General features: G+C 64.0%; 7 protein-coding genes. 1 reads left to right on the top strand and 6 read right to left on the bottom strand.

Going from position 1 to position 7600, the window contains the following annotated elements; translation table 11 throughout:
- A partial coding sequence (locus Q1K49_RS14315) for a 4Fe-4S binding protein (RefSeq protein ID WP_300526647.1) occupies nucleotides 1-1150 on the bottom strand: 1150 nt, incomplete at its 3' end.
- Between the two features lie 179 nt (nucleotides 1151-1329).
- On the opposite strand from Q1K49_RS14315, the gene Q1K49_RS14320 reads away from it, so the two are divergent.
- Nucleotides 1330-2502, top strand: a complete 1173-nt coding sequence (locus Q1K49_RS14320; RefSeq protein ID WP_300526648.1) for an aminotransferase class V-fold PLP-dependent enzyme — start codon at nucleotides 1330-1332, stop codon at nucleotides 2500-2502.
- Nucleotides 2503-2619: 117 nt separating this feature from the next.
- On the opposite strand, the gene Q1K49_RS14325 is transcribed toward Q1K49_RS14320, so the two are convergent.
- From Q1K49_RS14325 to dctP, 5 genes are all read right to left on the bottom strand, one after another.
- Entirely contained in the window at nucleotides 2620-3447 is an 828-nt protein-coding gene (locus Q1K49_RS14325) for a Cof-type HAD-IIB family hydrolase (protein ID WP_300526649.1), read from the bottom strand.
- Nucleotides 3448-3597: 150 nt separating this feature from the next.
- Entirely contained in the window at nucleotides 3598-5259 is a 1662-nt protein-coding gene (gene ilvD / locus Q1K49_RS14330; protein ID WP_300526650.1) for a dihydroxy-acid dehydratase, read from the bottom strand.
- A gap of 106 nt (nucleotides 5260-5365) precedes the next feature.
- On the bottom strand, nucleotides 5366-6640 hold the full coding sequence (locus Q1K49_RS14335; RefSeq protein ID WP_300526651.1) for a TRAP transporter large permease: 1275 nt from the start codon (nucleotides 6638-6640) through the stop codon (nucleotides 5366-5368).
- A 2-nt stretch (nucleotides 6641-6642) separates the two neighbouring features.
- On the bottom strand, nucleotides 6643-7164 hold the full coding sequence (locus Q1K49_RS14340) for a TRAP transporter small permease (protein WP_300526652.1): 522 nt from the start codon (nucleotides 7162-7164) through the stop codon (nucleotides 6643-6645).
- A gap of 7 nt (nucleotides 7165-7171) precedes the next feature.
- A partial coding sequence (gene dctP, locus Q1K49_RS14345) for a TRAP transporter substrate-binding protein DctP (RefSeq protein WP_300526653.1) occupies nucleotides 7172-7600 on the bottom strand: 429 nt, incomplete at its 5' end.

Here is a 7600-nt window from a genome sequence, read left to right on the forward strand (position 1 = left end):
ACTCCAGGGAGGTGAAATAGGCGACGAGGGCGCTCTTGACGGCCTCGTCGTTCACGCCGTCGAGTTTTTTCATGGACACGTCCCTGGGAGTGTCCTCGGGAAGTCCCGCGAGGGCGAGAATCTGTTCCACCGGCAGTCCGACGGTCTTTGCCGCCTGCTCGAAGGTCATCCAGCCGAAGACGCCCTCCACGGAACGGACCCCCGTGAGCGTACCCTCCGGCGGCGTGTAGAAGGTCGCCCAGTGTCCCGTCACTTTTGCGGTGCCGTAGGCACCAAAGAAAAAGAAAAGCCCCACGAGTCCCACCGTCAGGGTGGAAAAACGACGGGGCGATTTTTTCGGCTTTCCGGGAGCGGCGAATTCCAGCGTGCGCGGAACAGGACAGGCGGCAATGCAGCGCCCGCAGGCAATGCATTCGCTGCTCACAGTTCGGACCGTTGTCGTCGGATCGAGACGCACCGGGCAGGCTCGCGTGCAGGCGGCGCAGGAGATGCATGTCGTCTCGTTCCGCTGGATCTTGGCGAGTCCGAGTTTCTGGAGCGGAGCCAGGAGTGCGCCGAGGGGACAGAGGTAGCGGCACCAGAAACGCTCGATCCAAAGAGAGGCGAGGAGCACGGTTCCGAAGAGAATCCCGTAGGCCCAGGGGCGCTCGAGAACACCCGCCCACCCTTCCGTGGCATGCATGGCCGCCACCCAGGGATCGACATCGCGCCAGGCGAGCGATCCTGTGCGCCAGGCAAGTCCCACCACGACCGCGAGAACAAGGTATTTCAGCGCACGCAGTGAACGATCCACTGCCTCGGGAAGTTCCCTGCGCCGGATGCCCAGTTTGCTTCCCAGGGTCGCGCTCCACTCTCCCAGGGTGCCGAGGGGGCATATCCAGCCGCAGAAGACGCGCCCCACGAGAAGTCCTCCCAGCACGATTCCCGCGAGGAGGACCAAGGTACTCGGGGCAGTGCGGCGGAGCCAATCCCCGGAGGTAAAAACGCTGTACAGGCTCTCGACGAAGCCGAGGGGGCAATAGGCATCCACACTCCCCACTCCCTTAGGGCCACCCCCCAGAACCTGATGACGCCATCCAATCCACATGAGAAAGGCGAAAAAGCTCCCCTGTACGGCGTAGCGAAGCCATTGGGTCCGTTTCTCCGTCATTGTCGTCTTCCTCCTCTCAGTGTTTCTTTTTATCGGCATTGTGCTATTACGGAGGGAATACATGCTTCCGTGTTCAAGCATACTCCTCTGAGGAACGCGAGAACAGGGGGAAACACTCTAATTCCGTGATATAATAAATGATATTCCGTATCATTTGACGTGCGGCGAGGTGACGCTCCATGGCGATCTATCTGAACAACGCGGCCACCACCTGGCCCAAGCCACCCGAAGTGGCCGAGGCCGTGACGGCTTTTCTCGTCGAGGGGGGGGCGAATTTGGCGAGGGGAAGTGCCTCCAAGCGCGATCTGGGCACACTGGATCTGGTGACTACCTGCCGCGAGGAGCTGGCTTCCTTTTTCGGCGGCTATGAAAAGGGCGATCCGCGGTACGTGACCTTCACGGGGAACGTGACGGAAGCCCTGAACCTGGTCCTCAAGGGGTTCTGCAAACCCGGCATGACGGTGCTCACCACCTCCATGGAGCACAACGCGGTGATCCGCCCTCTGCGACGGCTTCAGGAGGAGCGCGGCCTGGAGGTGAACGTCCTTCCCTGCGACGACGGGGGATTTCTTCGCCTCGAAGAGCTGGAGCACCGCCTCGGCGAGGGGGCGGACCTGATGGTGCTGAGTCACGCGAGCAACGTCTGCGGCGCCGTGCAGGACCTGCAGGAGGTGGCATCCCTCTGTTCCCGGAACGGGATTCCTCTGGTGCTCGACGCGGCCCAGACGGGGGGCGAAGTCCCCCTTTCGGCGTCGTCGCTGAACCTGGCGGCCCTCTGTTTTACCGGGCACAAGAGTCTGTTGGGACCTCCGGGCATCGGAGGTGTGGTCTGGCGACCGGACTTCGCCCGGGAGGTTCTTCCTCTGCTGGACGGAGGAACGGGGAGCTTCTCCGCTGAGGAGCGGCAGCCCCTTGTGCTTCCGGACAAGTTCGAGGCGGGGACACCGAATCTGCCGGGGGTGGCGGGGCTTCTCGCGGCGCTGCGGGTGGTGCGAAGCGGCGCCATGGTGGCCCGAAGTGCCCGAAAGAAAGAGCTTGGCGAGATGCTGCGGCGGGAGCTGGCCTGTCTTCCTGGATGTCGCGTCGTCGGAGGAGGAGCCGATCCGAAACGGCGGCTGGCCGTGGTGGCCCTCAACGTGGACGGATGGGACAACGGCACGCTCGCTTTCGAGCTCGCGGAGCGGTGGGGCGTCGAAACACGTCCCGGTCTCCACTGCGCCCCCTTGGCGCATCGGACACTGGGGACCTTTCCGGGAGGAGCGCTGCGCCTCTCCCCGGGTGTTTTTACCGAGGAGGCGGAGCTGCGGGTCTGCCTTGAGGCGCTGGCGACTCTTGCGAAGGAGCGATGCTGACGGAGTGGAGCGACAAAGGCGGTTTTCTCCGGAAGGCGGATCCCGATCCAGGAAAAGAGCGAAAGTGCAGTGCAGACATCCCGTCCGGGGAAAGTTTCCCGGACGGGATGCGTTTTTTCAGCGGTTTTCCAGGACGTAGCGCTCCAGAGCGAGGGCGACGCCGTCCTCGTCGTTGGATGTCGTCACCGCGTCGGCGGCATCCTTGAGGGATTGTCTGGCGTTGTCCATGGCCACGCGGAATCCCGCAGCCTCGAAGAGCTGCAGGTCGTTCTCCGAATCGCCGATGGCGAAGGTCTCCTCCCGGGAGACGCCGAGGCGTTTGGCGAGGAGTGCCAGGGATTTTCCTTTGTTCACCTCCGGGGAGGCCATGTCCAGGAAGAGCGGGTTGGAAATGGCCGCGAAAAGGCGATCCCCGAAATGGGCCTTCACGCTGTCCCGCATGAGAAGGATCTGCTCCTCGTCGTCGGCGATGGCCAGGAGCTTTGTGGGCGCGTCCTGGGGAACGTAGAGTTCGAAGCCGAGGGGAACCGGGTCGGTGAAGGCGAGGTTGCCGTAGTACCGGGATTTGTCGTTCTCCGTGTCCACGTAGAGCACGTCCCGGATGTAGCTTTGGATGTACCAGTGCCGCTCCCGAAAAAAGCGAAGAACCTCCCGGGCCAGATCGAGATCCATGGGATGATGGAAGATGGTCTCCCCCGTCCGGGCCGTGCGGATCAGTGCGCCGTTGTAGGTGATGAGCGGCGCGTCGAGCCCGAGGGTCTCCGCCACGGGTGAGGTGGAACGGAACATGCGCCCCGTGGCGATGGTGAGCGTGACTCCCGCCTCGCCGCAGGCCCGGGCGGCGGCGAGGGTACGGGAGGAGACGGTATTGTCCGATCGGAGGAGCGTGCCGTCCAGATCGATGGCGACAAGTTTGTACTTTGGGGATGTGCATGCGTGGGTCATGAAAGTCCTCCTTGGATCGCGTCGACGTCCTTTCCGGATGAACACACATCGCCGCTCCGGTGAAACCTCACCGGAGCGGCGGTGGACGAGAGAAGGGGTTCTCGTCGAACGCGGACCGAAATGATTACATCAAGTGTACTCTTTTTTCGTTCATAACTCCAGTACCGCTCCGCGGGCGCCGCTGGTGACGAAATGACGGTAACGGTTGAGGAAGGGGCTGTCCACGGGTTGCAGCTTCGGTGTCCAGGATGCCCTGCGGACGGCGAGTTCTTCTTCGGAGACGAGCAGCTCCAGCGTTCTCGCCGGAATGTCGATCCGGATCCGGTCTCCGTCCTTCACGAGGGCGATGGGGCCGCCCGCCGCCGCTTCGGGGGAGATGTGCCCGGTGCAGGAACCCCGGGTGGCACCGGAGAAGCGTCCGTCCGTGAGAAGGGCCACGCTTCTGTCAAGCCCCATGCCCGCCAGGGCGGAGGTGGGGGTGAGCATCTCCCGCATGCCGGGCCCCCCTTTGGGGCCTTCATAGCGGATGACCACTACGTCGCCGGAGTGGATCTCCCCTTTCAGAATCGCTTGCGTGACCTCGTCCTCGGAGTCGAAGACCCGGGCGGGGCCTTCGTGGCGGAGCATTTCCGGGGCCACGGCGGACTGCTTCACCACCGAGCCGTCGGGGGCGAGGTTTCCCTTGAGAATGGCGATGCCTCCCTCGGCGTGGTAGGGGTCGCTCAGGGGGCGGATCACCGTGGGGTCCAGCACCCGTACATTCGCCAGGTTTTCACCGCAGGTGCGCCCCGTTACGGTGAGGCATCCGCCGGAGATCTTTCCCGCCGCGAAGAGCTGGGCCATGACCGCCTGGACTCCTCCCGCGGCGCCGAGGTCCTGGATGTGATGCGGTCCCGCCGGGCTCATGCTGCAGAGGTGAGGTACGACGCGGCCGATCTCGTCGAAGCGTTCGAGAGGGAGGGCCACGTCCGCCGCCCAGGCGATGGCGGGAAGGTGCAGCGCCGTGTTCGTGGAGCCCCCGAGGGCCATGTCCACGGCGACGGCGTTGTCGAAGGCGTCTTTTGTCAGGATGTCCCGGGGACGGATGTTTCGCTCCACCAGCGTCATGACGGCGAGCCCCGCATCCTTGGCGAGGCGCTCCCGGGCGGCGGTGACGGCGGGAATGGTTCCGTTGCCGGGAAGGGCGAGCCCCAGGGCCTCCAGCATGCAGTTCATGGTGTTGGCGGTGAACATGCCTGCGCAGGAGCCGCATCCGGGGCAGGCGCAGTTCTCGATGTCCTCCAGCTCTTCGGCGGTCATGCGTCCCGCCGCGTGCTTTCCCACAGCCTCGAAGACGTTGGAGAGGTCGATGTCCCGCCCGCCGTGGCGTCCCGCCATCATGGGGCCGCCGCTCACGACGAGGGAGGGAATGTTGAGCTTCGCCGCTGCCATGGCCATGCCGGGAATGATCTTGTCGCAGTTCGTGACCATCACGAGGGCGTCCAAAGCGTGTCCCTGCACCATCACCTCGATGGAGTCCATGATGAGCTCCCGGCTCGCCAGGGAGAACTTCATTCCCAGATGGTTCATGGCGATGCCGTCGCAGACGCCGATCACGGGGAATTCGAGAGGAAGCCCGCCTGCGGCGTAGACACCGGCCTTGACGGCCTCTACGAGGCGCCCCAGATGGACGTGGCCGGGAATGATGGAATTGTAGGCGTTCACCACCCCGATCCAGGGACGGCGGATTTCCCAGTCCGTGTAGCCCGCCGCCTTCATGAGCGAGCGGTGTGGTGCCCGATGGGGCCCTTGTTTCGCGAGATCACTGCGCATGTTCGTTTCCCCCTTTTGCAATGTGTAGAACGAGATTCCCCCAAGCCCCTGCCGCCCCTGCCTTTTCCGCGAAAGAACGGGCGGTTGCCTCCTCCGGACTGCGCGGTCAGAGAAGCAGCCGGGGAAGAAGGAGCGTGATTCCCGGCAGGTAAGTGACGAGAAGGAGCACCGCCACGAGGATGAGCACCATGGGCACGATGGCCCGGCTGATCTGCTCCAGAGAAAGCCCTGTGATGGCACTGGCCACGTAGATGTTGATCGCCACGGGAGGTGTGGCCATGCCGATGGCCAGGCCGATGACGAGGATGAGCCCGAAGTGGATGGGGTCCACGCCGATCTTCTGAATGGTGGGCAGAAAGAGGGGCGTGAGGATGATGAGCGCCGACGCGGTCTCCATGAACATCCCCGCCAGGAGGATGATGATGTTCACCATGAGAAGGATCAGCAGAGGGCGGTTGCCCGCCAGGTTCATGAGTGTTCCCGCTACGGCCTCGGGGATCTGGTAGAAGGCCAGTCCCCAGCCGAAGAGCTTCGCCGTGGCGATGATGAACATGATCAGGGACGAGGTGATCCCCGCGCCCACGACGATGCGGTAGAACTGTTTCCACGTGAGGCTCCGGTAGATGAGGAAGGCCACGAGAAGCGTGTAGTCCACGGCGATGGCCGCCGCCTCGGAGGGGGTGAAGATCCCCGAGAAGATGCCCCCGAGGATGATCACCGGAGTCAGCAGTCCCCACAGGGCTTTGCGGAAACGGCGCCACTTCTCCGCTCCTGGCACGGGGTCGCCCAAGGGATAGTCGTGCCGGTGGGCGATCCAGATGGCGTAGGCGATGAGCCCCGTTCCCATGAGCGCCCCGGGGAGGAAACCGCCGAGAAAGAGCTTCGCCACGGATTCTCCGGCGATGACCGCGTAGAGCACCATGGGAACGCTGGGAGGGATGACCACGCCGGTGGTGCCTGCGCTGGCGATGAGCGCCGAGGAGAAGCAGAGGTCGTACCCCTTGCGCTTGAGCGAAGGAAGAAGGGCCGAGCCCACCGCCGCCGTGGTGGCTGCACCGGAGCCGGAGATGGCGGCGATGAACATGGACGCGATGGTGGAGACGATGGAGAGCCCTCCCTTGATGCGCCCCAAGCCGCTTTCCGCGAAGGCCACGATGCGCTCCGAAATGCCGCCGCCGGCGAGGATGTCTCCGGCGAGGACGAAGAAGGGCACCGCCACGAGGGCGAAGGAGTTGTTTCCCTCGAAGAGGGTCTGGGGCACCATCTCCAGGGGAAAGCCGCTCGCCACGAAGGAAGCCAGCGCGGCGAGGCCGATGGAGAGGCCGATGGGGACGCCCAGAAGCATGAGCAGAAGGAAACTGCCGCCGAGAAGAAGTCCCATGGTCATTCCTCCTGGGGGAGGCGTTTCGCCTTCCACAATGTCAGAAGTCCCGAGAGAAGATGAAGGATGATGATGCTGCCGAAAAGGGGGTACATGAGATAGACCCAGCTCATGGAGATGCCCAGGGCCGGCGTGGTCTGGGAGCCCTCGGAGCGGACCAGCGCGGCGCCGTACCAGGCCACCACGGCGAAGAAGGTCACGCCCAGAATGTGCACGAGCAGGGCGAGGAGCTTCTGGAGCCCCTGGGGAAGGCGCTGCACCAGGAAGTTCACGGCCATGTGACTTCCCCTTTTGAAGGCGCAGGCAGCTCCGACGAGGGATGCCAGAACGAGGAGAAAGCAGGTGAGTTCCTCCGACCAGGCGAGGGCGGTGAAGAAGAAACGGCAGACCACCTGAAGCGTGGTGACGGCGATCATGAGGAGCATGAGAAAGAAGAGGAAACACTCGCTCGCGTCGTTGATGCGGTCGCTGAGAAGAAGGAGGAGGGGGCGAGGCCCCTCCTCCCGGTTCGTCGCTGCGGTCATGACGCCCCTACTTGGTGTCCAGGATCTTCCGGATCAGCTCTTCGCCGAACTGGGGCCCGTACTGCGCGTACACGGATTCCACGGCCATACGGAAGGCCTCCGTGTCGGGGGTGGTGACTTCCATGCCGTTTTGCTTCACCAGCTCCAGCCATTCCGCCTCGCTCTTGTTGTTCGACGCACGCTCGAACTCCGCGGCTTCCTGGGCGGCGCTCTTCACGAGTTCCTTCTGGGCGTCGGAGAGCTTGTCCCAGGTCTTCAGGCTCATGAGAAAGGGGGCGGGGGCATAGGCGTGGCGCGTGAGAGCCAGGTGTTTCTGGGTCTCGTAGAGTTTGAAGGCCACGATGACGTTCAAGGGGTTCTCCTGTCCGTCCACGGTTCCCTGCTGGAGCGCCGTAAGGGCCTCCGTCCAGGCCATGGGGACCGCGTTGGCGCCGAG

The organism is Aminiphilus sp., from assembly GCF_029975095.1.
Lineage (GTDB): Bacteria > Synergistota > Synergistia > Synergistales > Aminiphilaceae > Aminiphilus.

Bases quoted from the DNA above. Each gene is read 5' to 3' on its own strand.
- Q1K49_RS14340 (WP_300526652.1), bottom strand. From the start codon at position 7,164: ATGACCGCAGCGACGAACCGGGAGGAGGGGCCTCGCCCCCTCCTCCTT.
- ilvD (WP_300526650.1), bottom strand. From the start codon at position 5,259: ATGCGCAGTGATCTCGCGAAACAAGGGCCCCATCGGGCACCACACCGC.
- Q1K49_RS14325 (WP_300526649.1), bottom strand. From the start codon at position 3,447: ATGACCCACGCATGCACATCCCCAAAGTACAAACTTGTCGCCATCGAT.
- Q1K49_RS14320 (WP_300526648.1), top strand. From the start codon at position 1,330: ATGGCGATCTATCTGAACAACGCGGCCACCACCTGGCCCAAGCCACCC.
- Q1K49_RS14335 (WP_300526651.1), bottom strand. From the start codon at position 6,640: ATGGGACTTCTTCTCGGCGGCAGTTTCCTTCTGCTCATGCTTCTGGGC.